Annotated in this window: 24 protein-coding genes; 12 read left to right on the top strand and 12 right to left on the bottom strand. The window is 71.9% G+C overall.

The window, feature by feature from the left end; all coding sequences use genetic code 11:
- Positions 1–98 precede the first annotated feature (98 nt).
- The 4 genes from whiA to uvrC are packed head-to-tail and all read right to left on the bottom strand — an operon-like array spanning position 99 to position 5,258.
- Positions 99–1,088 (bottom strand): DNA-binding protein WhiA, encoded by a 990-nt coding sequence (gene whiA, locus RIN80_RS07635; protein WP_309094744.1) that lies wholly within the window; start codon positions 1,086–1,088, stop codon positions 99–101.
- Positions 1,079–2,158, bottom strand: coding sequence for a uridine diphosphate-N-acetylglucosamine-binding protein YvcK (gene yvcK / locus RIN80_RS07630; protein WP_309094743.1), 1,080 nt, complete (start codon positions 2,156–2,158; stop codon positions 1,079–1,081). Before yvcK ends, whiA begins: the two co-directional genes overlap by 10 nt.
- Positions 2,155–3,114 carry an RNase adapter RapZ gene (gene rapZ / locus RIN80_RS07625; RefSeq protein WP_309094742.1) on the bottom strand — a complete coding sequence of 320 codons (960 nt, stop codon included), beginning with the start codon at positions 3,112–3,114 and terminating at the stop codon, positions 2,155–2,157. Before rapZ ends, yvcK begins: the two co-directional genes overlap by 4 nt.
- Positions 3,111–5,258, bottom strand: a complete 2,148-nt coding sequence (gene uvrC, locus RIN80_RS07620; protein ID WP_309094741.1) for an excinuclease ABC subunit UvrC — start codon at positions 5,256–5,258, stop codon at positions 3,111–3,113. Before uvrC ends, rapZ begins: the two co-directional genes overlap by 4 nt.
- 254 nt (positions 5,259–5,512) lie before the next feature.
- Here uvrC and RIN80_RS07615 point away from each other — a divergent pair, with 254 nt between their 5' ends.
- The 4 genes from RIN80_RS07615 to RIN80_RS07600 all read left to right on the top strand — a co-directional run bounded on the left by RIN80_RS07615 (position 5,513) and on the right by RIN80_RS07600 (position 8,965).
- Positions 5,513–5,674, top strand: a complete 162-nt coding sequence (locus RIN80_RS07615) for a hypothetical protein (RefSeq protein WP_309094740.1) — start codon at positions 5,513–5,515, stop codon at positions 5,672–5,674.
- 258 nt (positions 5,675–5,932) lie between these two features.
- Positions 5,933–6,889 carry a hypothetical protein gene (locus tag RIN80_RS07610; RefSeq protein WP_309094739.1) on the top strand — a complete coding sequence of 319 codons (957 nt, stop codon included), beginning with the start codon at positions 5,933–5,935 and terminating at the stop codon, positions 6,887–6,889.
- A 133-nt stretch (positions 6,890–7,022) separates the two neighbouring features.
- Positions 7,023–8,060 (top strand): LacI family DNA-binding transcriptional regulator, encoded by a 1,038-nt coding sequence (locus RIN80_RS07605; RefSeq protein WP_309094738.1) that lies wholly within the window; start codon positions 7,023–7,025, stop codon positions 8,058–8,060.
- Complete coding sequence (locus RIN80_RS07600) at positions 8,057–8,965, top strand: carbohydrate kinase (RefSeq protein ID WP_309094737.1); 909 nt, start codon at positions 8,057–8,059, stop codon at positions 8,963–8,965. The genes RIN80_RS07605 and RIN80_RS07600 overlap by 4 nt, the downstream gene beginning before the upstream one ends.
- 24 nt (positions 8,966–8,989) lie before the next feature.
- On the opposite strand, the gene RIN80_RS07595 is transcribed toward RIN80_RS07600, so the two are convergent.
- Positions 8,990–9,853: a helix-turn-helix domain-containing protein gene (locus tag RIN80_RS07595; RefSeq protein WP_309094736.1), complete on the bottom strand. Its 864-nt coding sequence runs from the start codon at positions 9,851–9,853 to the stop codon at positions 8,990–8,992.
- Between the two features lie 102 nt (positions 9,854–9,955).
- Here RIN80_RS07595 and RIN80_RS07590 point away from each other — a divergent pair, with 102 nt between their 5' ends.
- Positions 9,956–10,507, top strand: coding sequence for a YceI family protein (locus tag RIN80_RS07590; RefSeq protein WP_309094735.1), 552 nt, complete (start codon positions 9,956–9,958; stop codon positions 10,505–10,507).
- A 70-nt stretch (positions 10,508–10,577) separates the two neighbouring features.
- On the opposite strand, the gene uvrA is transcribed toward RIN80_RS07590, so the two are convergent.
- Entirely contained in the window at positions 10,578–13,586 is a 3,009-nt protein-coding gene (uvrA, locus tag RIN80_RS07585; RefSeq protein ID WP_309094734.1) for an excinuclease ABC subunit UvrA, read from the bottom strand.
- A gap of 222 nt (positions 13,587–13,808) precedes the next feature.
- Between uvrA and RIN80_RS07580 the strand changes: the two genes are divergently transcribed.
- The 5 genes from RIN80_RS07580 to RIN80_RS07560 all read left to right on the top strand — a co-directional run bounded on the left by RIN80_RS07580 (position 13,809) and on the right by RIN80_RS07560 (position 17,862).
- On the top strand, positions 13,809–14,498 hold the full coding sequence (locus RIN80_RS07580; RefSeq protein WP_309094733.1) for a maleylpyruvate isomerase family mycothiol-dependent enzyme: 690 nt from the start codon (positions 13,809–13,811) through the stop codon (positions 14,496–14,498).
- A 35-nt stretch (positions 14,499–14,533) separates the two neighbouring features.
- Complete coding sequence (locus tag RIN80_RS07575) at positions 14,534–15,190, top strand: MBL fold metallo-hydrolase (RefSeq protein WP_309094732.1); 657 nt, start codon at positions 14,534–14,536, stop codon at positions 15,188–15,190.
- Between the two features lie 166 nt (positions 15,191–15,356).
- Positions 15,357–16,226, top strand: coding sequence for an ABC transporter substrate-binding protein (locus RIN80_RS07570; RefSeq protein WP_309094731.1), 870 nt, complete (start codon positions 15,357–15,359; stop codon positions 16,224–16,226).
- Positions 16,223–17,113 carry an amino acid ABC transporter permease gene (locus RIN80_RS07565; RefSeq protein ID WP_309094730.1) on the top strand — a complete coding sequence of 297 codons (891 nt, stop codon included), beginning with the start codon at positions 16,223–16,225 and terminating at the stop codon, positions 17,111–17,113. Before RIN80_RS07570 ends, RIN80_RS07565 begins: the two co-directional genes overlap by 4 nt.
- Before the next feature lie 20 nt (positions 17,114–17,133).
- The gene (locus RIN80_RS07560; protein WP_309094752.1) at positions 17,134–17,862 is read left to right on the top strand and encodes an amino acid ABC transporter ATP-binding protein; all 729 of its coding nucleotides are present in this window, start codon (positions 17,134–17,136) and stop codon (positions 17,860–17,862) included.
- Between the two features lie 25 nt (positions 17,863–17,887).
- Here RIN80_RS07560 and aroQ read toward each other — a convergent pair whose 3' ends face one another.
- The gene (aroQ, locus tag RIN80_RS07555; protein WP_309094729.1) at positions 17,888–18,361 is read right to left on the bottom strand and encodes a type II 3-dehydroquinate dehydratase; all 474 of its coding nucleotides are present in this window, start codon (positions 18,359–18,361) and stop codon (positions 17,888–17,890) included.
- A 103-nt stretch (positions 18,362–18,464) separates the two neighbouring features.
- Here aroQ and RIN80_RS07550 point away from each other — a divergent pair, with 103 nt between their 5' ends.
- Both RIN80_RS07550 and RIN80_RS07545 read left to right on the top strand, forming a co-directional pair.
- Positions 18,465–19,511, top strand: a complete 1,047-nt coding sequence (locus tag RIN80_RS07550; RefSeq protein WP_309094728.1) for an LD-carboxypeptidase — start codon at positions 18,465–18,467, stop codon at positions 19,509–19,511.
- A 101-nt stretch (positions 19,512–19,612) separates the two neighbouring features.
- The gene (locus RIN80_RS07545; RefSeq protein ID WP_309094751.1) at positions 19,613–20,881 is read left to right on the top strand and encodes an MFS transporter; all 1,269 of its coding nucleotides are present in this window, start codon (positions 19,613–19,615) and stop codon (positions 20,879–20,881) included.
- A 99-nt stretch (positions 20,882–20,980) separates the two neighbouring features.
- On the opposite strand, the gene RIN80_RS07540 is transcribed toward RIN80_RS07545, so the two are convergent.
- The 5 genes from RIN80_RS07540 to RIN80_RS07520 form a co-directional block, all read right to left on the bottom strand.
- Positions 20,981–22,081 carry an ionic transporter y4hA gene (locus tag RIN80_RS07540; protein ID WP_309094727.1) on the bottom strand — a complete coding sequence of 367 codons (1,101 nt, stop codon included), beginning with the start codon at positions 22,079–22,081 and terminating at the stop codon, positions 20,981–20,983.
- A gap of 70 nt (positions 22,082–22,151) precedes the next feature.
- Positions 22,152–22,454: a hypothetical protein gene (locus tag RIN80_RS07535; RefSeq protein ID WP_309094726.1), complete on the bottom strand. Its 303-nt coding sequence runs from the start codon at positions 22,452–22,454 to the stop codon at positions 22,152–22,154.
- Positions 22,455–22,582: 128 nt separating this feature from the next.
- A complete protein-coding gene (locus RIN80_RS07530) occupies positions 22,583–23,584 on the bottom strand; it encodes a TerC family protein (protein WP_309094725.1) in 1,002 nt (333 codons plus the stop codon).
- A 237-nt stretch (positions 23,585–23,821) separates the two neighbouring features.
- Positions 23,822–25,852 (bottom strand): TerD family protein, encoded by a 2,031-nt coding sequence (locus tag RIN80_RS07525; RefSeq protein ID WP_309094724.1) that lies wholly within the window; start codon positions 25,850–25,852, stop codon positions 23,822–23,824.
- An 81-nt stretch (positions 25,853–25,933) separates the two neighbouring features.
- Entirely contained in the window at positions 25,934–26,512 is a 579-nt protein-coding gene (locus RIN80_RS07520) for a TerD family protein (RefSeq protein ID WP_309094723.1), read from the bottom strand.
- Positions 26,513–26,598 lie beyond the last annotated feature (86 nt).

Raw genomic sequence — 26,598 nt, 5'->3', positions numbered from 1 at the left:
TGATCGAGTCAAGGGTGCTCGAACGACACGCGAAAGCCGGTGACGACCACCCAAGTGGCGGTCGGCACCGGCTTCTTGACGCTGCGTGGGTCCAGAGGTCAGCCCACGAGGTTGTCGGCGAGCTCCTCGCTGAGGTTGGCCTCCGTGCCGGGGATGCCGAGGTCGGAGGCGCGCTTGTCGGCCATGGCCAGCAGGCGGCGGATCCGCCCGGCGACCGCGTCCTTGGTCAGCGGCGGGTCGGCGAGCGCGCCCAGCTCCTCCAGAGAGGCCTGCTTGTGCTCCATGCGCAGCCGGCCGGCCGCGGCCAGGTGCTCGGGCACGTCCTCGCCGAGGATCTCCAGGGCGCGCTGCACCCGGGCTCCGGCGGCGACGGCGGCGCGCGCCGAGCGGCGCAGGTTGGCGTCGTCGAAGTTGGCCAGTCTGTTCGCCGTGGCGCGCACCTCGCGGCGCATCCGGCGCTCCTCCCAGGCCAGCACCGACTCGTGGGCGCCCAGGCGCGTCAGCAACGCGCCGATCGCGTCACCGTCACGGACGACGACCCGGTCCACCCCGCGTACCTCGCGGGCCTTCGCGGCGATCTGCAGCCGGCGGGCGGCGCCGACCAGGGCGAGCGCCGCCTCGGGACCCGGGCAGGTCACCTCCAGGGAGGAGGAGCGGCCGGGCTCGGTGAGCGAGCCGTGCGCCAGGAACGCACCGCGCCAGGCGGCCTCGGCGTCGCAGGTGGCCCCCGAGACCACCTGCGGGGGCAGGCCGCGGATCGGGCGGCCCCGCCCGTCGACCAGGCCGGTCTGGCGGGCCAGCTGGTCGCCGCCCGCGACCACCCGCACCACGTAGCGCGAGCCCCGGCGCAGCCCGCCCGGGGCCATCACGATCAGCTCGGAGCTGTGGCCGAAGATCTCCAGGATGTCCCGCTTGAGGCGGCGGGCCGCCATCGCGGTGTCCAGCTCCGCCTCGATCACGATCCGACCGCTCACCAGGTGGAGGCCGCCGGCGAACCGCAGGATGGCGGAGACCTCCGCCTTTCTGCAGCAGGTCCGGGTGACGGGAAGCCGGGAGATCTCGTCCTTCACCGCTGCCGTCATCGCCATGGGCCGATCCTTCCATGCATCCGAAAAATACGGTCGTACGCGGCGGCCAACAGCTCCGGGTCGTGCCTCGGGGTGCCGTCGGGCCGGGCCACCGGCGCCAGCTCGACCGCGGCCCCGAACCGCTTGGCGGCATCGGTCAGGAAGTCGCGGTCGGGCACGGCGGCCTCGTCGGCCAGCACCACGTCCAGGGCGAGTTTAGGGGCGTGTCGTCCCAAAACCTCCAAATGACGCTGCGGGGAGAAGCCCTCGGTTTCTCCGGGCTGCGGGGCGAGGTTGAGCGAGAGTACCCGGCGGGCCTTGGTCTGCGTGAGCGCGTCCAGCAGCTCGGGCACGAGCAGGTGCGGGATGACCGAGGAGAACCAGGAGCCTGGGCCGAGCACCACCCAGTCCGCGTCCAGGACGGCCTCGACCGCCTCGGGCACGGCCGGCGGGTCGCACGGCACCAGGTGCACGGACTGCACCTCGCCCGGGGTGAGGGCCACGGTGGCCTGGCCGCGGACCGTGTCGACCTCGTCGGGGCGCGCCGGGTCATGGCCCCTGACCAGGGCCTGCAGCTCCAGCGGCACCGCGGACATCGGCAGTACGCGGCCCTGGGCGCCCAGCAGGCGTCCGACCAGGTCGAGGGCCTGGACGTGGTCGCCGAGCTGCTCCCACAGGGCGACGATCAGCAGGTTGCCGACCGCGTGCTCGTGCAGGTCGCCCTGGGACTGGAAGCGGTGCTGGATGACCCGGGCCCAGGTCTGGCCCCAGTCGTCGTCGCCGCACAGCGCGGCCAGCGCCTTGCGCAGGTCGCCGGGCGGCAGCACGCCCAGCTCGTCGCGCAGGCGCCCGCTGGAGCCGCCGTCGTCGGCCACGGTGACGACGGCGGTGAGGTCGCCGGTGATCCGGCGCAGTGCGGCGAGCGAGGCGGACAGGCCCATGCCGCCGCCGAGGGCGACGACCTTGGGCTGGGTGCCGCGGCGGCGCGGGCGGCCGCCCCGGGCCTCGGCCGGCCGGGCCCCCCTGCCTCCGGTGTTGCCCTCGGGCACCACCCGGCGCAGCCGGCTCAGCCGCGGAGTACGTCGTGTCATTCGCGTCCCATGTCCCGGTGTACGACCACCGTCTCCACGCCCTCGGCGGCGAGCCGGGCGGCGAGCTTCTCCGACATGGCGACCGAGCGGTGCTTGCCGCCCGTACAGCCCACGGCGATGGTCACGTAGCGCTTGCCCTCGCGGCGGTAGCCGGTGGCGACGAGCTGGAGCAGTTCGGTGTACCGGTCGAGGAACTCCTTGGCGCCGGGCTGGTTGAAGACGTAACCCGACACCTCCTCGTTGAGGCCCGTGTACGGGCGCAGCTCCGGGACCCAGTGCGGGTTCGGCAGGAAGCGGCAGTCGACGACGAGGTCGGCGTCGACCGGCAGGCCGTACTTGTAGCCGAACGACATGACCGTGGCCCGCAGCTCCGGCTCCTCCTCGCCGGCGAACTGGGCGTCCATCTTGGCGCGCAGCTCGTGCACGTTGAGGCTGGAGGTGTCGATCACCAGGTCGGCGTCGCCGCGCAGCTCGCGCAGCAGCTCGCGCTCGGCGTCGATGCCGTCGACGATGCGGCCGTCGCCCTGGAGGGGGTGCGGGCGGCGCACCGACTCGAAGCGGCGCACCAGGGCCTCGTCTGAGGACTCCAGGAAGACGATCCGCCGGGTGACGTGCTTGGCCTCCAGGTCGGCGAGGGACTCGCGGAGGTTGTCGAAGAAGCGGCGGCCGCGGACGTCGACGACGACGGCGATCCGGGCCACGTTGCCCTGGGAGCGGGCGCCGAGCTCCACCATGGTGGGGATCAGCGCGGGCGGCAGGTTGTCCACGACGAACCAGCCGAGGTCCTCCAGGCACTTCGCGGCCGTCGAGCGGCCCGCCCCCGACATTCCGGAGATGATCACCAGCTCGGGGATGGCCGCGTCCGGGACCGGGGCCTTGTCGTTCGCCGTGCCCGTACTCACCTGTGCTCCCGCTCCGGCTTGTTCCTGCTGCTGGTGGTGCTCGTTCACATTCATGTCTCCTGCCCCCGTCGTTCGTCCGGTGCGCCCGTCCGTACGGGCTCGCCGCTGGAACCCATGGTGCCGGGTTCCTCTTCCATGATCTCTCCAGTCGCGGTGTTGACGGCGGGTGCGGGCGGGGCCGAGCGGGCCAGGGCCACGACGATCGTCTCCGCCGTCTTGCGGCCTATGCCGGGGACCTCGCAGATCTGGTCGATGGTGGCGGATCGCAGTCTCTTCAACGAGCCGAAGTGCTTCAGAAGTGCCTGCTTGCGCGTGTCGCCGAGGCCGGGGACGTCGTCCAGGGGGCTGGAGCGGAAGCGCTTGGAGCGCTTGGCGCGCTGGTAGGTGATCGCGAAGCGGTGGGCCTCGTCACGGACCCGCTGGAGCATGTAGAGGCCCTCGCTGGTGCGGGGCAGGATCACCGGGTCGTCGTCGCCGGGCAGCCAGACCTCCTCCAGGCGCTTGGCGAGGCCGCAGACGGCGATGTCGTCGATGCCGAGCTCGTCCAGGGCGCGCCGGGCCGCCGCGACCTGCGGGGCGCCACCGTCGACCACCACGAGCTGGGGCGGGTAGGCGAACTTCCTGGGACGGCCGTCGTCCTCGGTGAGCCCGCCCGGGCCGACCGGGGCGCCCGAGGCGGTGAGGACGTCGGGGCCGGCCGGTGCCTGCGTGCCGGTCAGGGCGTCCGGGCCGGCGAGGGTGCCGTCGCCGCCCCCGGTGCCCCCGCCGTTGTCGCCGTCGGTCCACTCGCCCGTCTTCTCCTTCTCGGCGAGGTAGCGCCGGAAGCGGCGGGTGATCACCTCGTGCATGGAGCGGACGTCGTCCTGCCCGGCGAAGCCCTTGATCTGGAAGCGGCGGTACTCGCTCTTGCGGGCGAGCCCGTCCTCGAAGACGACCATGGAGGCCACGACGTCGTCGCCCTGGAGGTGGGAGATGTCGTAGCACTCGATCCGCAGCGGGGCGCTGTCCAGGCCGAGGGCGTCGGCGATCTCCTCCAGGGCGCGCGAGCGGGTGGTCAGGTCGGAGGCGCGCTTGGTCTTGTGCAGCACGAGCGCCTGCTGGGCGTTGCGCTGCACGGTCTCCATGAGCGCCTTCTTGTCGCCGCGCTGCGGGATCCGCAGGGAGACGCCGGAGCCGCGCCGTCCGGCGAGCCACTCCTGGACCGGCTCGACGGGGTCGGGCAGGGCGGGGACGAGGACCTCCTTGGGGACGGCGTCCCCGGTCTCCTCCCCGTACAGCTGCTGCAGGGCGTGCTCGACGAGGGCGCCGGTGGTGATCTCCTCCACCTTGTCGGTGACCCAGCCGCGCTGGCCGCGGACGCGTCCGCCGCGCACGTGGAAGATCTGGACGGCCGCCTCCAGCTCGTCCTCGGCGACCGCGATCAGGTCGGCGTCGGTCGCGTCGGCGAGCACGACCGCGTTCTTCTCCATGGCCTTCTTCAGGGCCCCGATGTCGTCGCGCAGGCGGGCCGCCCGCTCGTACTCCATCTCCTCGGCCGCCTCGCCCATCTGCCGCTCCAGGCGGCGGATGTACGTGTGCGTGCGGCCGGTCATGAAGTCGCAGAACTCCTCGGCCAGTTCGCGGTGCTCCTCGGCGGAGACGCGGTCCACGCAGGGGGCCGAGCACTTGCCGATGTAGCCGAGGAGGCAGGGGCGGCCCGTGCGGGCGGCGTTCTTGAACACGCCCGCCGAGCACGTGCGCACGGGGAAGACGCGCAGGAGCAGGTCGACCGTGTCGCGGATGGCCCACGCGTGCGCGTACGGGCCGAAGTAGCGCACGCCCTTCTTCTTGTGACCGCGCATCACCTGCACGCGCGGGTACTCCTCGTTCATCGTCACCGCGAGGTACGGGTAGCTCTTGTCGTCGCGGTACTTGACGTTGAACCGGGGGTCGTACTCCTTGATCCAGGAGTACTCCAGCTGGAGTGCCTCGACCTCCGTGGACACCACCGTCCACTCCACGGACGCGGCCGTGGTGACCATGGAGCGGGTGCGCGGGTGCAGGCCCGCCAGGTCCTGGAAGTAGTTCGCCAGGCGCTGGCGCAGGCTCTTCGCCTTTCCGACGTAGATCACCCGGCGGTGCTCGTCGCGGAACCTGTAGACCCCCGGCGAGTCGGGGATCTCACCCGGTTTGGGGCGGTAGCTGGAGGGGTCGGCCATGTCTCACACCCTACTGGCGGGCACCGACAGCCGAGCGCGCGGCGGGACGTGATCACGGTCCCGGCCCGGGGGCGCTTTTCAACGGCATGTGCCGCCCCGGGGTTACGGCGGGCCGGGAGCGGGAATGCCAGCTTCCCACGGGCACGGCGGCGTCCGCAGGACGCAGGCCGTGCCGGTGCGGGCACGGATTGTCGGTGCGGACCGGCCGTCTCCCACGCGGAGCGGCTCGGGCCACGGGTCGGAGGGCTGCGCAGATGAAGCGGATGCGGATCGAGAAGAACCGGCGGACGGTCCGTGCCCGCCGGCACGCGGACGAGACGTTCGGGCTGCGCGACCTCCTGGACCCGCGTGACGCCGACATAGTGCGGGCCAAGCGCCTGTCGCTCGAGGAGCGGGGCGGCGGCGACCGCAACTAGAGGCCGTCGTCCGCCGAGGACGCCCGGGGCACACCGCCCCGGGCGTTCGCATGTCCGGATCCGGGCGGCCGGGCGTACGTCACTGTCCGGCATCAGGTGGTTGTCGGGACCAGGTCAACACGCTTCAATGCGGGGGAACTCGGGACCCTGAACGACGGCGTACGGATGTGAGGACCCGCCCGGCGCCGGCGGAACGGCCCCGGGCGGCCCGCGCGAACGGTCTGACCAGCCGTCGCCGACTCACAGGAAGGCCCCTGCATGCCGCACGCCCCACAGCACGCGGACGCCGTCACCGCCGAGCTGGACTCGGCCCTGCGGGGCGGCCCCTTCCACGTCGCCCTGCGTGCCGCGATCGCCGCCCGCGGGCTGCCGCTGCAGCGGGTGCAGCACCATCTGTCCCGCCACGGGGTGAAGGTGGGCGTGACGAGCCTCAGTTACTGGCAGCAGGGGGCACGGCGCCCGCAGCGGCCCGAGTCGCTGCGGGCCGTCCGCGCGCTGGAGGAGATCCTGCAGCTGCCCGAGGAGTCGCTGCTCCGGCTGCTCGCCGCGTCCGGCGACGGCCCCTCCGGGCAGCGGTCCGCGGCCCGGTCCTACCGTTCCCTCGTCGAGGCCTCCGGGGTCCTGGACCAGCTGCTGGCCGAGCTGGAGTGCCCGCCGGACGGGGGCCTGCACACCCTCGGGCACCACGAGCGGCTGCGGATCGGGGCGCGGCGCGAGCTGGCCGAGCGCGAGTCGCACCACATCGTGCGCGCCCACCGCGACGGCGTCGACCGCTTCGTCGCCGTCCACCACGGCGAGCGGGGGGCCGTGCCGCAGCGCATGCGGGTGCACGCCCTGGAGAACTGCCGTACGGGACGCGTCCGTTGGCACGGCGACACGGGGGTGCTCGCGGCCGAACTGCTCTTCGACACCCGGCTGCGGGCCGGGGACACGTTCCTGTTCCGCTACGGCGTGGAGGACGGCACCGCGGGTGTGTCGCGCGAGTACGTCCGCGGCTTCGACTCCCCCGGAGGCCAGTACGCGCTCCAGGTCTCCTTCGACCCGACGGCCCTCCCGCTGCGCTGCCACCGGTTCGCCCAGCACTCGGCGGCCGCGCCCCGCAGCGGCTGCCAGGAGCTGACGCTGAGCGGGCGGCACCGGTCGGTGCATCTGGTCGAGCCCCGGGTGCGGACGGGTTTCCTGGGGATCGGCTGGGACTGGGAGGCGGGAGTCTGACGGCGGTGTCCGCGGTCGCCCACTGCGGCACCCCTTGAGACGTAAACGCTTGCGCAAACGTTTACGCCTGTCGCCGGATGCGGTACGTTCCCCGCCTGAGGGCCCTGCCGGAGCAGCGGAGGAAGGGAGCGGCATGGCGACGATGGCCGACGTCGCGCGGAGCGCCGGTGTCTCCGTGGCGACCGTCTCGCACGTGCTGAACGGCACCCGGCCGGTGCTGCCGCACACCCGCCAGGCGGTCCTGGACGCCGTCGAGGAGCTCGGCTACACCACGAACACGTTGGCCCGTGCCCTGGTGACGTCCCGCACCCGGTCCATCGGACTGGCGGTGTCGGCGATCAGCAACCCGTACTTCACGGAGATCCTCCAGGGCGTCGAGGCCGCCGCGCTGGAGGCCGGCTACAGCCTGCTGATCGCCGATCCGCACGACGACCCCGAGCACGAACGCAAGGTGGTGCAGCTGCTGCACGAGCGCCGGGTGGACGGCATGATCGTCGCGCCCTCCGCCGATCCGCGCGGGCTGCTGGCCTACCTGGAGCGGCACGACGTACCGGCCGTGTTCCTCGACCGGCTGGTGGACGCCCCGGAGGCGGACGGCGGTCCGCGGTTCGACCAGGTGTGCGCGGACAGTGCCGAACCGACGTCCCGGCTGGTCGGCCATCTCGCCGGGCTCGGGCACCGGCGGATCGGGCTGGTGGCGGGGCTGCCGGGGCTCAGCACCACGACCGAGCGGATCATGGGCTACCGCACCGGCCTCGCCTTCGCGGGGCTGCCCTACGACGAGCGGCTCCTCGTGCACGGCGACTCGGCGTCCGCCGGTGCCGAGGAGGCCGTCGCCGCCCTGCTGTCGCTCGCCGTGCCGCCCACCGCGCTGGTCACCGGCAACAACGCCATGACCATCGGCGCGCTGCGCGCCCTGCGCGCCCACGGCCTCGCCGTGCCGGAGGACATCGCGCTGTGCTGCTTCGACGACTTCGCCTGGGCGGATCTGTTCTCGCCCCGGCTCACCGCGATAGCCCAGCCCAGCAGGGACATCGGCGCCCGGGCCGTGGGCGTGCTGCTGGAGCGGCTCGCCGAGCCGGACCGGCCCGCCCGGACCCTGCGGCTTCCCTGCACCTTCGTCCACCGCACGTCGTGCGGCTGCCCGTCCGAGGAAGGAACCCCGTCGTGATCGTCGTCGCCGGTGAGGCACTGATCGACCTGGTACCGCAGGGCACGGGTGCCCTGGCCGCACTGCGGCCGGCGCTCGGCGGCGGCCCCTACAACACGGCGGTGGCCCTGGGCCGCCTCGGCTCCCCCGCCGCCTTCTGCTCCCGGCTCTCGTCCGACGCGTTCGGGCAGGCCCTGCTGGACCGGCTGCGCGAGACCGGGGTGGACGTGTCGGCGGTGCAGCGCGGCTCCGAGCCCACGACCCTGGCCGTCGCCACGGTCGGCGCGGACGGCTCGGCGGCGTACTCCTTCTACGTCGAGGGGACGGCGGACCGGCTGTTCACGGCGCCCTCCGCGCTGCCGGACGGCACGCGCGCGATCTCCTTCGGCACCTGCTCGCTGGTGCTGGAGCCGGGGGCGAGCGCGTACGAGGAGCTGATGCGGGCGGCAGCCACCCGGGGCGTCTTCACCGCGCTCGACCCGAACATCCGGGCCGGGCTGATTCCGGACGCGGACGCCTACCGGGCTCGCTTCATGAGCTGGCTGCCGTCGGTGACGCTGCTGAAGCTGTCCGAGGAGGACGCCCGGTGGCTCGGCGGCACCCCCCAGGAGTGGCTCGCGGCCGGTCCGGCCGCGGTCGTGATCACCCGGGGCGGGGAGGGGCTGACCGCGTTCACGGCCGATGGCGGCACGTACTCCGTGCCTGGCGAGCGGGTGGAGGTCGTGGACACGATCGGCGCGGGCGACACGGTGAACGCGGCCCTGCTGCACGGACTCGCGGTACGTGACGCGCTCAGCGGGGCGGCCCTGGCCGCACTGGGGCCGGACGGCTGGTCGGAGCTGCTGGGCTTCGCGGCGCGTGCGGCGGCCGTGACCTGCTCGCGCGCGGGGGCGGAGCCGCCGTACGCGCGTGAGCTGGAGGGCTGACGAGCGCCGGAGCCGTCCGGTCGCTCAGCCCGTCTCCCCCACCGCCCGCAGCGCGCCGGGGCGGCGGCCGTCGAGGCGGTCCAGGGCCGCGGCCGTGGCGTCGTCGGCGGGCAGGTGGATGATGACGCGCTGTCCCTCGTCGGGGAGCGCGAGCGTCTCGTGCAGCAGCCGCAGGGAGCCGGCCTCCGGGTGGTCGAGGTGCTGCGAGCCGGTCAACCGCGGTGCCATGGTCAGGTCGGCGAACCGGTCGGCGAAGTCCGCCCCCGCCGTCACCGTCAGCTCGTCGGCCAGCTCCGTGAGGTGGGGGTCCCTCAGGGGGACGCCGTGCCGCAGCCGGGCGACGAGGTCGTCGGCCACCCGGTCCCAGTCGCGGTAGGCGCTCCGCGCCCGCTCGTCGGTGAACAGGTAGCGCAGCAGGTTCGGCCGCTCGTCGTCGAGCAGGCCGATGGGGCCGACCAGCCGCGCGTAGCCGGCCGTGTACGCGAGGACGTCGCCGATCCAGTTGACCACCAGCGCGGGAGCCGGCTCCAGGCGGTCCAGCACGGCCCGCACGGTGGGGCGGGCCGTGCGGCTGAGGTCCGGGGCGGCGCCGCAGACCAGGGGGTCGCCGCCGTCGGCCTCCTTGGTCAGGCGGCGCAGCAGCATCCGGTCGGCCAGGGACAGGTTCAGCGCGTCGGCGAGGGCGCCGAGCACCTGGGCGGACGGGTTGCGGTCGCGGCCCTGTTCCAGCCGGGTGAGGTACTCGACACTGATGCCGGCGAGCGTGGCCAGCTCGGCGCGCCGCAGGCCCGGCGTGCGGCGCCGCGGGCCGGTGGGAAGCCCGGCCTCGGCGGGGGTGACGGCTTCACGCCACGTGCGCAGGTAGGTGCCCAACTCGTTGTCGCTCACCCACAGGAACGTACCTCGCCCACGGGCGCGGAGGATGGCCCTGTCACTACCAGCCTCGGGCCGGTCTCCCTGTCCGGCCGCGCAGCCCGCAGGGTGGGGGGCATGACGAATGACACCGCCACCACCACCCTGCCGCTGGCCCCCGGGCACTGGGCCCTGGACCCGTTCCACTCCTCCGTGAACTTCACCATCCGTCACCTGGGCATCGCCAAGGTGCGGGGCCGTTTCGAGCGGCTGGAGGCCGAGCTGTTCGTCGGGGAGCGGATCGAGGACGTGCGCGTCCGTGCCACCGTCGACCTGGCCTCGATCGACACCGGCAACGCCGACCGGGACGCCCATGTGCGCGCCTCCGACCTGCTCGACGTCGCGAAGCGCCCGACGATGACGTACCGCTCGACCCGGGTGTCGGGCGCGGGCGAGGACTGGACGATGGAGGGCGAGCTGACGATCGGCGGCGTGACCCGCCCGGTGACGCTCGCCGTGGAGTTCGGCGGGCTGGTCGACGTGCCGATGGACGGCAGCCGGCATGCCGGGTTCGAGGCGACGGGCGAGATCCGGCGCAGCGAGTTCGGGCTCGACTTCGCCCCGGGGCTGCTCGGCGAGGTGGTGAAGATCCAGCTCGACATGCAGTTCGTGGAGCCGAAGGGCGACTGACCCCCGGCACACGGACGCGCCATGCCCCACGGGAGTCACCCGTGGGGCACGGCGCGTCCGTCGTGAGCCGTCAGCCCTTGGTCGTCCGCGTGGTCTTCTTCGCGGTCGCCTTCGTGGTCCTGGCGGTGGTGGCGGTCGCCTTCGTGGTCCTGGCGGTCTTCTTCGCCGTGGCCTGGGCCGGGACCGTCTTCTTCGCCACCCGGCGCGGTGCCCGGACCGAGGAGGCGTCGCTGATGCGGTCGGCGCCGAGGACCTCCCGGAGGAACTTGCCGGTGTGGCTGGCCGGGACGGCGGCGACCTCCTCGGGCGTGCCCTCGGCGACGACCAGACCGCCGCCGGCGCCGCCCTCGGGGCCCATGTCGATGATCCAGTCGGCGGTCTTGATCACGTCGAGGTTGTGCTCGATGACGATGACCGTGTTGCCCTTGTCGACCAGGCCGGACAGGACCTTCAGCAGCTTGCTGATGTCCTCGAAGTGCAGACCGGTGGTCGGCTCGTCCAGGACGTAGACGGTGCGGCCGGTGGAGCGCTTCTGCAGTTCGCTGGCGAGCTTCACGCGCTGTGCCTCGCCGCCGGACAGGGTCGTCGCGGCCTGGCCGAGGCGGACGTAGCCGAGGCCGACGTCCTTGAGCGTGTTGAGGTGCCGGGCGATGGCGGGGACGGCCGCGAAGAACTCGGTGGCCTCCTCGATCGGCATGTTGAGCACCTCGGCGATGGACTTGCCCTTGTAGTGGACCTCCAGGGTCTCCCGGTTGTACCGGGCGCCGTGGCAGACCTCGCACGGGACGTAGACGTCCGGGAGGAAGTTCATCTCGATCTTGATGGTGCCGTCGCCCGCGCAGTTCTCGCAGCGGCCGCCCTTGACGTTGAAGGAGAAGCGGCCGGGCATGTAGCCGCGGACCTTCGCCTCGGTGGTCTCGGCGAACAGCTTGCGGATGTGGTCGAAGACGCCGGTGTACGTCGCCGGGTTGGACCGCGGGGTGCGGCCGATGGGCGACTGGTCGACGTGGACGACCTTGTCGACGAGGTCGTCGCCGTCCACGCGCGTGTGCCGACCGGGCACGCTCCTCGCGCCGTTCAGCTCGCGGGCCAGGTGCGTGTACAGGATGTCGTTGACCAGGGTCGACTTGCCGGAACCGGACACGCCGGTGACGGCGGTGAACACGCCGAGCGGGAAGGACACGTCGATGTCCTGGAGGTTGTTCTCCCGGGCGCCGTGCACGGTGAGCTGCCGGGACGGGTCCAGCGGGCGCCGGATGTCGGGCAGCGGGATGGCCTTCCGGCCGGACAGGTACTGGCCGGTCTGCGACTCCTCGTTGGCGAGGAGTTCCTTCAGGGAGCCGCTGTGCACGACCTTGCCACCGTGCTCACCGGCGCCGGGGCCGATGTCGACGATCCAGTCGGCGGTCTTGATGGTGTCCTCGTCGTGCTCGACGACGATGAGCGTGTTGCCCATGTCGCGCAGCCGGACCAGGGTCTCGATCAGCCGGTGGTTGTCGCGCTGGTGCAGGCCGATGGACGGCTCGTCCAGGACGTACAGCACGCCGACCAGGCCGGAACCGATCTGGGTGGCCAGGCGGATGCGCTGGGCCTCGCCGCCGGAGAGGGTGCCGGCCGCGCGGTTGAGGGAGAGGTAGTCCAGGCCGACGTCGACGAGGAACCGCAGCCTCTCGTTGACCTCCTTCAGCACGCGCTCGGCGATCTTCTTGTCGCGGGCGGTGAGCTTCAGCTCGCCCAGGAAGTCCGCGCAGTCGCTGATCGACATGGCGGAGACCTCGGCGATGGACTTGCCCATGATCGTCACCGCGAGGACGATCGGCTTCAGGCGCGTGCCCTCACAGGTGGGGCAGGGCACCTCGCGCATGTAGCCCTCGAAGCGCTCGCGGCTGGAGTCGCTCTCGGCCTCGCTGTGCCGGCGCTTGACGAAGGGGACGGCGCCCTCGAAGGCCGTGGTGTAGCGGCGCTCGCGCCCGTAGCGGTTGCGGTAGCGCACCTCTACCTGGGTCTTGTGACCGTGCAGCAGGGCCTTCTTGGCGCGCTGCGGCAGCCCGGCGAAGGGGATGTCCGTACGGAAGCCCAGCGCGTCGGCGAGGGCGCCGATCAGGCGGCCGAAGTAGTCCTTGGTGTGGCCGTGCGACCAGGGGTGGATGGCGCCCTCGTCGAGGCTCTTGTCCGGGTCCGGGACGATCAGCTCCGGGTCGACCTCCATGCGCGTGCCGATGCCGGTGCAGTCCGGGCAGGCGCCGAAGGGCGAGTTGAAGGAGAAGGAACGCGGCTCCAGCTCCTCGAAGGACAGGTCGTCGTACGGGCAGTAAAGGTGCTCGGAGAACATGCGCTCGCGCTCGGGGTCGTCCTCGGGGAGGTCGACGAAGTCGAGCACGACCATGCCGCCGGACAGGCCGAGGGCGGTCTCGACGGAGTCGGTGAGGCGGCGCTTGGCACCGTCCTTGACCGTGAGGCGGTCGACGACCACCTCGATGGTGTGCTTCTCCTGCTTCTTCAGGGTCGGCGGGTTCGACAGCTGGACCGTCTCGCCGTCCACCCGCGCGCGGGAGTAGCCCTTGGTCTGCAGGTCGGCGAAGAGGTCGACGAACTCGCCCTTGCGCTCGCGCACCAGCGGCGAGAGCACCTGGAAGCGGCTGCCCTCGGGCAGTTCCAGGACCCGGTCGACGATGGCCTGCGGCGACTGGCGCGAGATCGGGCGGTGGCACTCGGGGCAGTGCGGCTTGCCGATGCGCGCGAAGAGCAGGCGCAGGTAGTCGTAGACCTCGGTGATCGTGCCGACCGTGGAGCGCGGGTTGCGCGAGGTCGACTTCTGGTCGATGGAGACGGCCGGGGACAGGCCCTCGATGAAGTCGACGTCCGGCTTGTCCATCTGGCCGAGGAACTGCCGGGCGTAGGAGGAGAGGGACTCGACGTAGCGCCGCTGCCCCTCGGCGAAGATGGTGTCGAAGGCCAGCGAGGACTTGCCCGACCCCGACAGGCCCGTGAAGACGATGAGCGAGTCGCGCGGGAGGTCGAGCGAGACGTTCTTCAGATTGTGCTCGCGCGCTCCACGAACGATGAGACGGTCGGCCACGCCGGTCCGCACCTTTCTTGAGAGAAGTGACAGGGGCGGGGCCCCCGTCTTTCCCAGACTAGGGGGAGCCACTGACAACGCCGGTCGGATTCACGGGTTGCCAACAAACCCCGGCTCTCCAGCATGCCCGACGCCACGTCCGACCATATAGCACGTGCTTTCGAATTACGGCACTCCTTCACCACCTTCACCCGAAGGAGTGGCGAGGCTAGGGTCAGCACCATGATTGATCACGCTCATGACCTGGCGTCTGTACGTGTCGCGACGGAACGGCTGCTGACCGCAGTCGGCACCCTGGACAACGCCGCTGTGACGCAGCCGTCACGGCTGCCCGGCTGGACCCGGGGCCACGTCCTGGCCCACCTCGCCCGGAACGCGGACGCCCTCGTGAACGTCCTGGAGGGCCGCCCCATGTACGTCTCCGGCGAGGCCCGGGACGCCGACATCGAGCGGGACGCCCCGCGTGCCCTCGACGTCCAGCTCACGGACCTGCGGGAGAGCGCGGCCCGCTTCCAGGAGGCCGGGGACGCTCCGGCGGACTGGTCACGCACGGTGGAGCTGCGCAACGGGGTGAAGGACACCGCGGCCCGGGTGCCGTTCCGGCGGTGGGTGGAGGTGGAGCTGCACCACGTGGACCTGGGCATCGGGTACGAGCTGGAGGACCTGCCGGCGGAGTTCACGGAGCGGGAGATCGACTTCCTCGCGGACCGGTTCGCCGGGCGTCCCGATGTGCCGTCCACCCGTGTGACGGACGGCACGCGCGCGTGGAGCACGGGACGCCGGCCGGACGACGGACCCGAGGTGACCGTCACGGGTTCCCCGGCGGACCTCCTGGGGTGGCTCGCGGGACGCCGTGACGGGGCCGCGCTGACGGTGGACGGCGGTCCGCTTCCGCCGCTGCCCCCGTTGTAGGACCCGGGCCCCTCCCCCGCTATAGGCTGGCGGTCATGACGTACAGCGGACAGGTGACGGTCGGCGGGCCTGCCGACGTGCACGAGCTCAAGGACCTGATGATCACGAAGATCGCGGTCGGTCCGATGAACAACAACGCCTATCTGCTGCGCTGCCGGGCCACGGACGAGCAACTGCTGATCGACGCCGCCGGCGAGGCGGGCACGCTGCTCGGCATGATCGGCGACGACGGGATCGCGTCGGTCGTCACGACCCACCGGCACGGCGACCACTGGCAGGCGCTCGCCGAGGTCGTGGCGGCCACCGGCGCCCGCACGTACGCGGGCCGCGACGACGCCGACGGCATCCCCGTACGGACCGACGTGCCCGTCGACGACGGCGACACGATCCGGGTGGGACAGGTGGAGCTCACCGCACGCCACCTGGTCGGGCACACCCCCGGTTCGATCGTCCTCGTCTACGACGACCCGCACGGGCATCCCCATGTGTTCACCGGGGACTGCCTGTTCCCCGGCGGTGTGGGCAACACCCACGACGATCCCGAGGCGTTCGCCAGCCTCATCCGCGATGTCGAGACCAAGATCTTCGACGTCCTCCCGGACGAGACGTGGGTCTACCCCGGACACGGCAACGACACGACCCTGGGCGCGGAGCGCCCGCACCTGCCGGAGTGGCACGCGCGCGGGTGGTGACGGGCCGCCGGTCTGTCGGTCCCCGCCCGCGGCCGGCGGCCCCGGCGACTGCCGAACGCGGCGTGCGGCGGGAGCAGTTCACACGGCCGCAACACCCGTTCCCACTATCCGGACATCTGTTGCCGTGACCTCGACAAACAGGACCGTCGGCTGCCAATCTCCCGCCATGCGACCTGCCCAGCGAGCCCTGCGCCGCACCGCCGCCGCCGTCGTTCTCCTAGCCGCCGTGAGCTGCGCTCCGCAGCCGGAGAGCTCGGGCAAGCCGTCGGCATCGGCCTCCGGTGCCTGCGACAAGGGCGAGCTGGCCACCGAGACACCGGGCAGGCTCACGATCGCGACCGACGAGCCCGCCTACGAGCCCTGGTTCAAGGACGACGATCCGGCCGGCGGCAAGGGATTCGAGTCGGCGGTGGCCTACGCCGTCGCCGAGCGGCTCGGGTACGGCAAGGACAAGGTCGTCTGGCAGACCGTGCCCTTCAACAAGGCCTTCGCGCCCGGTGAGAAGACGTTCGACTTCGACATCAACCAGGTGTCCATCAGCGACGAGCGCAAGAAGGCCGTGGACTTCTCGTCCGGCTACTACGACGTGCGCCAGGCCGTCGTCGCGCTGAAGGGCTCCACGGCGGCGAAGGCGAGGAGCGTCGCCGATCTGAAGGACGTGAAGCTGGGCGCCCAGGTCGGCACCACGAGCCTCGACTACATCAACGACGTGGTGCGGCCCACGCGGGCGCCCGCGGTGTACGGCAAGAACGACCAGGCCAAGTCCGCCCTGAAGAACGGCCAGGTCGACGCCATCGTCGTGGACCTGCCGACCGCCTTCTACATCACCGGGGCCGAGGTGACGGACGCCAAGATCGTCGGCCAGTTCGCGCACCGGGGCGGCACGCCGGAGCAGTTCGGCCTCGTCCTCGACAAGGGCAGCGCGCTCACCTCCTGCGTCTCGCGAGCGGTGGACGCGCTGCGCGAGGACGGCACGCTCGGGAGGATCGAGAAGCAGTGGCTGTCGGACGCCGTCGACGCGCCGGTGCTCAAGTGACGGTGGACGACAAGGAGCTCAGCGCGGGCTCCGGGCACGACGGTTACGTCCCCTCCGAGCGGCGCCTGGAGCGTGAGCGTCACCGGCGCGGCCGCGCCCGGCGCGCCACGGCGATCGGCGCGGTGTCGACGCTGGTCACCGGGGCCGTGCTCTACCTGGTGGTCGTCAACGCCCCGGGCTGGCCGCGCACCAGGGAGACCTTCTTCGACTGGGGGTACGCGCGCGAGGCGTTCCCGAAGGTCCTCGAAGGACTGTGGCTGAACGTCCGGCTGCTGCTGGTCTGCGGGGCCGCGGTGCTCGTCCTCGGCATGCTGATCGCCGTCGCCCGGACGCTGCGCGGCCCGGTGTTCTTCCCGTTGCGGTTCCTGGCCGCCGCGTACACCGACTTCTTCCGGGGACTGCCGCTCATCATCAACCTGATGATCGTCGTCCTCGGCGTCCCTGCGCTGCGGCTCCAGGGCGTGACCGTCGACCCGGTGATCCTCGGCGGCACCGCGCTCACCCTGACCTACTCGGCGTACGTGGCCGAGGTGTTCCGGGCCGGCATCGAGTCCGTGCACCCCTCGCAGCGCGCCGCGGCCCGTTCGCTCGGACTCAGCAACCGGCAGGCGCTGCGGTACGTGGTGCTGCCGCAGGCGGTGCGCCGCCAGGTGCCGCCGCTGCTCAACGACCTGGTGTCGCTGCAGAAGGACACCGGGCTGGTCTCGATCGGCGGGGCGGTGGACGCGGTGCGGGCCGCCGACATCATCGTCGGGCGCAGCCTCAACTACACGCCGTACATCGTCGCCGGCCTGGTCTTCGTCGCGCTGACCATCCCCATGACCCGCTTCACGGACTGGGTGACGGCACGCATGGACCGCCGTCGGGCGCAGGGAGGAGTCGCGTGAGCGGGAGGCCCGTGCTGCGGATGGAGTCGGTCCGCAAGAGCTTCGGCGATTCGGTCGTGCTGCGGGACGTCGACCTGGAGGTCGCCCCGCACACGGTGACCGCGCTGATCGGCGCCTCCGGTTCCGGCAAGTCCACGCTGCTGCGATGCGCCAACCTGCTGGAGGAGATCGACGACGGGGCGATCTGGCTGGACGGTGAGGAGATCACCGATCCGCGCGCCGACCAGGACGCCGTCCGCCGCCGGATCGGTGTGGTCTTCCAGGCGTACAACCTGTTTCCGCACATGACCGTCCTGGAGAACATCACGCTCGCTCCCCGCCGGGTGCACGGGATGTCCCGCGCCGAGGCCGAGGCACGCGCGCGTGAGCTGCTGGAACGGCTGGGACTCGGCGGGAAGGCCGGCGAGTACCCGGACCGGCTGAGCGGAGGCCAGCAGCAGCGCGTGGCGATCGTCCGCGCCCTGGCCGTACGCCCCCGGCTGCTGCTCCTGGACGAGATCACCGCCGCCCTCGACCCCGAGCTGGTGGGCGAGGTCCTCACCGTCGTGCGCGGCCTGAAGGACGAGGGCATGACCATGGTGCTGGCCACGCACGAGATGGGCTTCGCCCGGGACGTCGCCGACCAGGTGTGCTTCCTGGAGGGCGGCGTGGTGCTGGAACGCGGCACCGCCGAGCAGGTCTTCCAAGCGCCTCGGCAGGAGCGCACCCGGCAGTTCCTGCGGCGGATCGTGGAATCGGGGCGGTTGTAAGGGCCGCACGCCAGGCAGTCGGTCCTTACGCCTCCGCCTGGCCGGCCGCCGCCAGTGCCGCGACGCGCTCCACGCCGAACACGTACCCCTGGACTCCGCATCCGGCGATGACGCCGTCGGCTCGCAGCGAGACGTAGGAGTGGTGGCGGAACGACTCCCGCCGGTGGATGTTGGAGATGTGGACCTCGATGACGGGCATGCCGTCACAGGTGTTGAGAGCGTCCAGGATGGCGACCGAGGTGTGCGAGTAGGCGCCCGGGTTGATCACGATCCCGCAGTGGTTCAGCCGTGCCTCGTGGATCCAGTCCACCAACTCCCCCTCGTGGTTGGACTGCCTCAGGTCCACCGTGCCGCCGTGCGCGGCGGCCGCCTCGGCGCACAGCGCCTCGACGTCGGCGAGGGTGTCGGAGCCGTAGATCTCCGGCTGGCGCTGGCCGAGCAGGTTCAGGTTGGGGCCGTTGAGGATCATGATCGGGGCGTTGGCCAGGGTGCGGGGCACGGTTCCTCCGGTCCGTTCGGGGTCGGGCGGCCCGTGACGGACCGCTGCTCACAGCCGGTTTATCACGGTGCGCCGGCAGCCCGCCGGGCCGTAGCCTCCCGGCATGACGAGCCCTGCCTATCCGCCCAAGCCGTCGCCCGGCGACCGCATCGCCGTGCTCTCGCCCTCGTCCGGTCTGCCAAGCCTCTTCCCGCTCCCCTACGAGTTGGGGCTGGAGCGGCTGCGCGAGGAGTACGGGCTGGAGCCGGTCGAGTATCCGGCGACCCGCCGGATGGGTTCCACGCCCCGGGAGCGGGCCGCCGACCTCCACGCCGCGTTCGCCGACCCGGGCATCAGGGCGGTCATCGCCTCGATCGGCGGGGACGACCAGATCACCGTGCTGCCGCACCTGGACCGTGAGGTGTTCCGGGCGAACCCGAAGCCGTTCTTCGGGATGAGCGACAACACCAACCTGCTGGCGTTCCTGCGCAACAGCGGCATCGTCGGCTACCACGGCGGCAGCGTCATGTGCGAGCTGGGCCGCCCCGGGGCCATGCATCCGCAGACCGCCGAGTCCCTGCGGGCGGCCCTGTTCACGTCGGGCCCCTACGAGTTGAGGCCCGCCGAGCGGTGGCGGGACGTCGACCGCGACTGGGCGGACCCGGCGACCTTTGAGGCCGAGCCGGAGACCCGTCCCGGCACCGGCTGGACCTGGGTGAACCCCGACCGGGTGGTGGAGGGGCGCAGTTGGGGCGGCTGCCTGGAGATCCTCGGAGGGCTGCTGATGGCCGACCGGGAGGTCGCGCACGACCTCTCCGTGTACGACGGCGGTGTCCTGTTGCTGGAGACCTCCGAGGACATGCCGAGCGCCACGGAGGTGTACCGCGCGATCCGGAGCATGGGCGAGCGCGGGCTGCTCCAGCGCTTCTCGGCCCTGCTGATGGGCCGTGCGAAGACCTGGTCCCTGGAACGCCGCAACAGCCCGCAGGAATCCGCCCGTTACGCCTCCGAACAGCGCGAGGCCGTCCTGCGCGCCATGCGGACCTACGCGCCCGGCACCACGATCGTCTTCGACGTGGACTTCGGGCACACGGACCCGCAGCTGGTGATCCCGTACGGAGGCACCGTGCGCGTGGACGGACCGGCCCGGCGCATCACGGTCATGTACTGAGGCCCCGAGCCCTGCGCGCCCTCCGCGCGCCCCCGTAACCGCCCGTCACCGTGGGTAGTTGACGCGGCATGCACGACGTACGCACCGTGAAGGCACCCTCCATGCCGCGCCTCGCGGCCGCTTCACTCGCCGGAACGGCCATCGAGTTCTACGACTTCTTCGTCTACGGCACCGCGGCGGCCCTGATCCTGGGGCCGCTGTTCTTCCCGACCTTCTCACCGGTGGCGGGGACGCTGGCCGCCTTCGCCACCTTCGGCGTGGGCTTCGTGGCCCGGCCGCTGGGGTCGGTGCTGTTCGGGCACATCGGCGACCGGCGCGGGCGGCGGCCGGTCCTCGTCGCCTCCCTGCTGCTGACCGGCGCGTCCACCGTCGCGGTGGGCTGCGTGCCGACCTACGACACGATCGGCGTGGCCGCTCCCCTGCTGCTCCTGGTGCTGCGTTTCCTGCAGGGGCTGGGGCTCGGCGGGGAGTGGGGCGGGGCGGTGCTGCTGACGGTGGAGCACGCGCCCGCCGGGCGGCGCGGGCTGTGGTCGAGCTTCCCGCAGGTCGGGCCCGCACTGGGCTTCCTGCTCGCCAACGGGGTGGTTCTGGGCCTGTCCTCGGCATTGTCCGAGGCGCAGTTCGCCGCGTGGGGGTGGCGGGTGCCGTTCTGGGCGGCGGGGGTGCTGGCCGTGGTGGGGTTGTGGCTGCGTTCGTCGCTCGCCGAGAGCCCGAGCTTCCTGGAACTGGACGACCACGCGCGCGTGCCGCTGGTCGAGGTCGTACGCCACCACTGGCGCCTGCTCCTGCTGACCGGCGGCGCCCTCGCCATCGGCTACGCCATCTTCTACGCCGTGACGACCTGGTCCCTCGCCTACGGCACGGAGCGGCTCGGTGTCAGCCGCGGTGTCATGCTGACCTGCATCATGGGCGCGGTGGTCGTGAAGGGCGCGCTCACCCCCCTGGTGGCGTTGCTCGGGGACCGCTACGGACGGCGGCCCCTGTGCCTGATCGGGTGCGCGGCCGCGGCCCTGTGGATGTTCCCGATGGTCGCGCTGCTGGCCACCGGCGCGCCGCTGCCGATGTTCCTCGGCTTCCTCGGCGCGATGCTCTCGTTCATCACGATGTTCGCCGTGATCGCGGCGTACCTGCCGGAGCTCTACGAGCCGCGGGTGCGCTGCACCGGCGCCGCCGTCGGCTACAACCTCGGCGGGGTCCTCGGTGGCGCGCTCACCCCGATCGTCGCCACGGCCCTCGCCGAACAGGGCGGGCGTGTGCCCTGGGGTGTGGCCGCGTACCTGACGGTGATCGCGCTGTGCAGCCTGGCCTGCTTCGCGATGCTTCCGGAGACCCGGCCGGTGCCGGTGAGGGCGGCTGCGGAGGCGGCTTGAGCCGGGGGTGGCGTCGGGAAGGTGTGGGTACGGGGTGATGCAGGGCCGGCCGGATGCGTAAACCGTGCGCGAGCGCTTGCGCAAGCGTTTACCACCCACTCACGGGTTGATCGCCAGCTCCAGGTACGCCGCGAACAGCACCAGGTGGACACCGCCCTGGAGTGGCGTGGCCCGGCCCGGTACGACCGTCAGCGAGGCGACCACCACCGTCAGGGCGAGCAGCACCATGTGCGTGGCGCCGAGGCCGAGGACCAGCGGGCCGGAGAGCCAGAGCGAGGCGAGTGCGACGGCGGGGATGGTCAGGCCGATGCTGGCCATCGCCGAACCGAGTGCGAGGTTCAGGCTGGTCTGGACACGGTCGCGGCGGGCCGAGCGCAGGGCGGCGATGGTCTCCGGCAGGAGAACCAGCAGCGCGATGATCACACCGACGACGGCGGGGTGCAGACCGGCGGCCTCCACCCCGGACTCGATGGTGGGCGACACCCCTTTGGCCAGGCCCACCACGCCGATCAGCGCCAGGCCCAGCAGTCCCAGGCTGATCGAGGCGGTGCGGGCGGTCGGCGCCTCGGCGTGGGCCTCCGCGGTGATCACCTCGCCGTGCCGGGTGATCGGCAGGAAGTAGTCCCGGTGCCGCACGGTCTGCGTCGCGACGAAGAGGCCGTACAGCACCAGGGAGGACAGCGCCGCGAAGGTCAGCTGGACCGTGGAGAACTCCGGGCCCGGCTTGCTCGTGGTGAACGTCGGCAGGACCAGGCTGAGCGTGGCCAGGGTGGCGACGGTCGCGAGGGCGGCGCCGGTGCCCTCGGGGTTGAACACGGCCGTGCCGTGCCGCAGTGAGGCGACCAGGAGGCACAGTCCGACGATGCCGTTGCAGGTGATCATCACGGCCGCGAAGACCGTGTCGCGGGCCAGCGTCGAGCTCTTGTCCCCGCCGTCGGCGATCAGGGTGACGATGAGGGCGACCTCGATGATCGTGACGGCGATGGCGAGGACGAGGGAACCGAACGGTTCGCCGACCCGGTGGGCCACCACCTCGGCGTGGTGCACAGCGGCCAGGACGGCTCCCGCGAGGACCAGTGTCACCAGCGCGACGACCGGGCCGGGCAGATCGCGCCCCCAGGTGAACACCAGCAGCACGGCGGCGAGCAGGGGCGCCAGGGTCGTCCACTGTGCCGCGAGCGGCCGGCGCCGAGCGATCATGCAGTGATCGTCCCAGAGGCGACGGAGACCTGCATTCCGGTCGTGCGGGCTCCGTCACTCGCGGGGCGTCCTACGCGAGGTCGCGGGTGTCCAGGACGTCGCAGTTGGTGTAGACCCGGTCGCCGATGCAGAGGGCGCCCAGCCGCTCCGCCATCCTGCCGGTCTCGGGGTCGTCGCTGTTGCGCATGGCCTCCTCGTACGAGTCGAACTCGATGAGGGCCAGGTAGCGGTTGGGGTTGTCGCGGTCCTTCAGGAGCGTCCGGTGGGTGGGGCCGCCCGCACGCCCGCCGCTGCGCTGCCCGGCCTCTTCGAAGATCTGCTCCATCTCGTCCAGACGCTCGGTCTCGAAGTCGATGATCTGAACGAACTTCATGGCGTCTCCCGCCGGCCGTGGCGTCCCCGGGCCGGGGAACGCGCTCAGGACCAAGCAAGCACCGGGACCGGTGCTCGGCAATTCGCCGAGCACCGGTCCGGGTGAGGGTCGCCCTGCGTCCGACGGGGTCAGACGTCGATGCTGTCCTTCGGAGTGCTTCCGCCCTGCCCCTGCGCCGCCTCGGCAGCCGCCTGCTTCTTGGAAGCCATCAGGCTGGTGATCGTGGTGACGATCAGGACGGCGCAGATCACGCCGAGGGAGACCGGAATGCTGATCTCGGGGACGTGCACCCCGGACTCGTGCAGCGCGTGCAGTACCAGCTTGACGCCGATGAAGCCCAGGATGATCGACAGGCCGTAGCTCAGGTGGACCAGCTTCTTGAGCAGGCCACCGATGAGGAAGTACAGCTGGCGCAGACCCATCAGGGCGAACGCGTTGGCGGTGAAGACGATGTACGGGTCCTGGGTCAGGCCGAAGATCGCGGGGATGGAGTCGAGGGCGAACAGCACGTCCGTCATGCCGATCGCGAGCATCACGACGAGCATCGGGGTCATGACCCGCTTGCCGTTCTGCTGGATCCACAGCTTGGTGCCGTGGTAGCGGTCGGCCACGCCGAAGCGGCGCTCGACGGCCTTGAGGAGCTTGTTCTCCTCCCACTCCTCGTCCTCCTCGTCCGCGCGGGCCTCCTGGATGAGCTTCCAGGCGGTCCAGATGAGGAAGGCGCCGAAGAGGTAGAACACCCACGAGAAGCTGGCGAGGATCGCGGCACCGGCGGCGATGAAGATCGCGCGCAGGACCAGGGCGATGAGGACGCCGACCAGCAGGACGCGCTGCTGGTACTGCGTGGGCACCGCGAACTTCGCCATGATCAGGACGAAGACGAAGAGGTTGTCGACGCTCAGCGACTTCTCGGTGATGAAGCCCGCGAAGAACTCACCGGCCGGCTGGCCGCCGGCGAACATCAGCAGGCCGAGCCCGAAGAGCACGGCGAGGACGATCCAGACGACCGTCCAGATGCCGGCTTCCTTGATCGACACGTCGTGCGGCTTGCGGCCGATGAAGAAGTCGACCGCGATGAGGGCGGCCAGGCCCACGATCGTCAGGACCCATAGGGTCATGGAAACATCCACTGCGCCTCCGGCAGTCGTAACGGCAAATGTCAGCGTCGTAGCTGCCGGAGGTCTCTTCCACCCAGAGATGGGCCGACGCCCCGGGCCCAGGTCCGATCTCTACCGACCTGTTCCGTATTGACGGGTACGCCGCAGCAGACAGGGAGTACTCCCCTCCGTGCCCTCAACAGTACCCAATCACCAAGAACAGGTAAAGCGCTTGGCAAAAGAAAGACCAAAAACCCTGGTCAGCTGGCTTTACGCATACTTGGTACGAGCGGCCGCGACCTGTGCGAGCACCTGGTGAAGGATCTGGCTGCCGGGCGGCACGAGCGACGGCTCGTACGTCCAGGCGTGGCCCACCCACGGGTCGGCGAGGTGGTCGTCGGCCACCGGGGTCAGTCGCAGCAGGGAACGCCACAACGGGTCGAGCAACGGCCCGTACGCGGAGGACTCCTCGCGGTCGGCCACCATCATCAGATGGACGCCGAAGGCGGGGCCCTCGTCCGCGAGGTAGCGCAGCTGGTTCACGGCCCGGTCGTCGAAGCCGTGCGGGAAGTCGTTGACGATCAACAGCTGCTGAGCGGTGTCGAAGCCGGGCGGGAGGGCGTCCGCGGCGCCGCCGCGGACCGCCATCTGCACCAGGTCGACCCGCTGGGTGAGCCGCGTCAGCACGTCCGTCACGCCCGCCGCGCCGAGGGCGGGCGGGGCCGCGAGCACACCGGTCCGCACCAGAGGCGCCAGCGGCTGTGCTCCGGAACCGGCCGGGTCGATGACGTGGACGGTGAACTCGCCCGCCGGGTAGACGGCGAGCAGCCGGGCCGCGTGCGCGACCGCCGTCTCCAGCGCGAGACGTCCCAGGGAGTGGGCGTCGGCGAACGATCCGTCGGACGACGCGGTGCGACCGCTGTCGATCCACAGTCCGCGCTCCAGGGGCAGCCGGACCAGCATGGGAATGCGGATCTGCTCGGCCTCGGGGAGGTGCAGATCGCCCAGGCGCAGGGCCATGGGGATCTCCATGGGCACCCGGTAGGCGTGCCACACCGGGTTGTCCCACCGCGCGTACGCCGGCGGCAGGGCCGGTTCGACGACGTCGGCCTCGGCCTGCAGCTGGACGAGGTCCCGGTCGAGGGCCTCCCGGGCCCGCTCGACGAGCTGGGCGTACCGGGCGCGGGCCGCCTCGCGGGCGGCGTCGCCCTGCCCGCCGATCCGGCTGCGCGGGTCGGACAGGACCTGTTCCAGCTCCTTGTCCATGCGGGACTCGGCGAAGTCGACGGCGCTGCGGTAGGCGGCCGTGGTGCGGGCGAGGTCCTCGAACATGCCCCACACCTGGTTGTAGAGCCGCTCCTCCATGGACCAGCCGGTCGCGTCGCCCGCGACGGGTTGGGCGGGCTGCCCGGGCGCGGCCGGGGGCGCGGTGGGCGGCGGCGGGGGCGGCGCGGAGTTCTGCCGGCGCGGGTGGCTGTAGTCGATCGGTCCGCCCGCGGTGGGCGCGGACGTGGACGCGGACGGCTGGGTGACGGCGCTCGGGTCCGGCGTGGCGCCGGGGTAGGACGGCGACTGGGGGGCAGTCTGCCCAGGTCCCCCGGACGTCTGGCCTCCGTACGGGGAGACCGGCGGGACGGGATTGGGCTGAGGGGCGGTGCCGCCCTGGTCCGGGCCGAGGGCCGGAGCCGCGGCCTGCCGGGAGCGGTCGCCTTCCGCCGTGCGCGGGGGAGGTGCCTGTACCGAGCGGGCCAGCCCCTGGGCCACCGCCTCGTTGACGCTGCCGGCGAGCTGCTGCGCCTGTGCCAGGCCCTGGTCGCTGAGGAGTTCGGCGAGACCCCCCGCGTAGCCCTGGCCGACGGCGCGCACCTTCCAGGCGCCCTGGCGGCGGTAGAGCTCCAGGGCGACGACGGCCGACTCGGCGTCCAGGCCGTGGATGGTGTAGGTGACGATCTCGGCGCCGTCCAGGCCGGTGACGGCGACGAACGGGGCGGCCACGGAGCCGAAGCGGACCGGGCCCGCCCCGCCGGTGGGCAGGGCGAGCAGCACGCCGACCCGGTGGACGGTCTCGGGCATGGCGTCCAGGTCCACCGCGAGGCGGTGGTCCGCGGCGGCCTGCCGGGAGACCTCGAGACCCGGCTGGGTGGGCGCCCCCGGGTGGGCGACCCACTCCACGCCGTGGATCCGGCCGTTCTCGTCGCTGAGCGCGGCCGCGGCCACGATCGGCGTGCCGGCCGAGATCCGTATCTCGAGACGGGCCTGGGAGAGCGGGTGGTTCTGCCCCCGCACCAGCTCGGCCGTCATCGCCTTCGTCCCCCTGTGTCGTTGTGTGGTGTCGTGTGCTGCCCGCCGGGCCCGCGGTCCCCCCGCCGGTCCCGGGCGCTCTCAGAGCACCGGCAGGATCGCCGGCATCAGGTCCTGGAAGGTGCGGCCGTTGGCCGGGTTGCCCAGGGCCGTCATCGTCCAGCCCGTGCCCGAGCGGTGCACCTTGGCCATGATCTGGGCCGTGTACTGGCCGCCGCCGGCCAGCGTGTAGCGGGCGAGCTCCTGGCCGTTGGTCTCGTCGACGAGGCGGCAGAACGCGTTCTGCACCTCCTGGAACGTCTGGCCCGTGAAGGAGTTCACGGTGAAGACGATCTGGTCGATGTGGACCGGGACCCGCGCGAGGTCGACGAGGATCGCCTCGTCGTCGCCGCCCTGGCCGACACCGCCGACGAGGTTGTCACCGGTGTGGCGGACCGAGCCGTCGTCGCTCACCAGGTGGCGGAAGAAGACCACGTCGACCGGCTGCTTGTCGGCGAACAGCACGGCGGAGGCGTCGAGGTCGATCTCTCGCGTGCGCGAGCCGAACAGGCCGCGCCGGGGAGCCGCCTGCCAGCCGAGGCCCATGCGCACCGCGTTCAGGCTGCCCCCGTCGTTCTTCTGCAGACTGATGGCCTGACCCTTGGTCATGTTGACGGTCACGCGCCGATTCCCCTCTCGAACGTCCCCTGTTGCCGCGCATCGCGGTTGACCAGCACCTTACGCAGGGGCACTGACAGCGCCCCACC

This window comes from Streptomyces sp. (assembly GCF_031181705.1).
Lineage (GTDB): Bacteria > Actinomycetota > Actinomycetes > Streptomycetales > Streptomycetaceae > Streptomyces.
Note: the sequence above shows the minus strand (reverse complement) of the source record. Positions and strands in the feature narration are given on the sequence as shown.

Coding starts and splice junctions, on each gene's coding strand:
- whiA (WP_309094744.1), bottom strand. CDS start 1,088: ATGGCGATGACGGCAGCGGTGAAGGACGAGATCTCCCGGCTTCCCGTC.
- yvcK (WP_309094743.1), bottom strand. CDS start 2,158: ATGACACGACGTACTCCGCGGCTGAGCCGGCTGCGCCGGGTGGTGCCC.
- rapZ (WP_309094742.1), bottom strand. CDS start 3,114: ATGAATGTGAACGAGCACCACCAGCAGCAGGAACAAGCCGGAGCGGGA.
- uvrC (WP_309094741.1), bottom strand. CDS start 5,258: ATGGCCGACCCCTCCAGCTACCGCCCCAAACCGGGTGAGATCCCCGAC.
- RIN80_RS07615 (WP_309094740.1), top strand. CDS start 5,513: ATGAAGCGGATGCGGATCGAGAAGAACCGGCGGACGGTCCGTGCCCGC.
- RIN80_RS07610 (WP_309094739.1), top strand. CDS start 5,933: ATGCCGCACGCCCCACAGCACGCGGACGCCGTCACCGCCGAGCTGGAC.
- RIN80_RS07605 (WP_309094738.1), top strand. CDS start 7,023: ATGGCGACGATGGCCGACGTCGCGCGGAGCGCCGGTGTCTCCGTGGCG.
- RIN80_RS07590 (WP_309094735.1), top strand. CDS start 9,956: ATGACGAATGACACCGCCACCACCACCCTGCCGCTGGCCCCCGGGCAC.
- RIN80_RS07580 (WP_309094733.1), top strand. CDS start 13,809: ATGATTGATCACGCTCATGACCTGGCGTCTGTACGTGTCGCGACGGAA.
- RIN80_RS07575 (WP_309094732.1), top strand. CDS start 14,534: ATGACGTACAGCGGACAGGTGACGGTCGGCGGGCCTGCCGACGTGCAC.
- RIN80_RS07570 (WP_309094731.1), top strand. CDS start 15,357: ATGCGACCTGCCCAGCGAGCCCTGCGCCGCACCGCCGCCGCCGTCGTT.
- RIN80_RS07560 (WP_309094752.1), top strand. CDS start 17,134: ATGGAGTCGGTCCGCAAGAGCTTCGGCGATTCGGTCGTGCTGCGGGAC.
- RIN80_RS07550 (WP_309094728.1), top strand. CDS start 18,465: ATGACGAGCCCTGCCTATCCGCCCAAGCCGTCGCCCGGCGACCGCATC.
- RIN80_RS07545 (WP_309094751.1), top strand. CDS start 19,613: ATGCCGCGCCTCGCGGCCGCTTCACTCGCCGGAACGGCCATCGAGTTC.
- RIN80_RS07540 (WP_309094727.1), bottom strand. CDS start 22,081: ATGATCGCTCGGCGCCGGCCGCTCGCGGCACAGTGGACGACCCTGGCG.
- RIN80_RS07535 (WP_309094726.1), bottom strand. CDS start 22,454: ATGAAGTTCGTTCAGATCATCGACTTCGAGACCGAGCGTCTGGACGAG.
- RIN80_RS07525 (WP_309094724.1), bottom strand. CDS start 25,852: ATGACGGCCGAGCTGGTGCGGGGGCAGAACCACCCGCTCTCCCAGGCC.